Here is a 476-nt window from a genome sequence, read left to right on the forward strand (position 1 = left end):
GCCTTCCATGAGGGACACATGGCGTCATCGGGATCGTAGTTGTAGCAGGCGCCATTGCCGTTGCAGTAGACCGCCGCGGCGTGGGACTGCCAGACCCGTTCGTCGATCTGGCGGTCATGCTGGCCCCGGGTCGGCACGCCGTCGATAGTCAGCAGCCCCGGATCGATCCATTTCACCGTCTGCTCGTCGCCATCGTTCGTCGCTTCGTGCGTCTCTTGATCGGCCGAGGGCGCCTCACTCGCGGTGTCGGGCGGGGTAGAAGTGCAAAGCGGGGTGGCGATCTTGCCCGGGTTGAGCTGATTATGCGGATCGAAGGCCGCCTTCAGGCGCTGCAGACTCGGATAGAGCTCGCCGAAGAACGTGGGCGCATATTCGGAACGCACGCCCTTGCCATGTTCACCCCACAAGAGGCCGTGATACTTGTGGGTCAGCTCGGCGACCTCATCCGAGATCTGGCGGATCAGCGCCTCCTGGGC

The 476-nt window shown here is 63.9% G+C and carries 1 protein-coding gene; it reads right to left on the reverse strand.

Annotated features, from left to right (window positions below; translation table 11 throughout):
* A partial coding sequence (locus tag HUS66_RS17435; protein ID WP_302675525.1) for an FAD-linked oxidase C-terminal domain-containing protein occupies window positions 1–476 on the reverse strand: 476 nt, incomplete at both ends.

The sequence above is a fragment of the Onishia taeanensis genome (assembly GCF_013349955.1).
GTDB classification, from domain to species: Bacteria; Pseudomonadota; Gammaproteobacteria; order Pseudomonadales; family Halomonadaceae; genus Onishia; species Onishia taeanensis_B.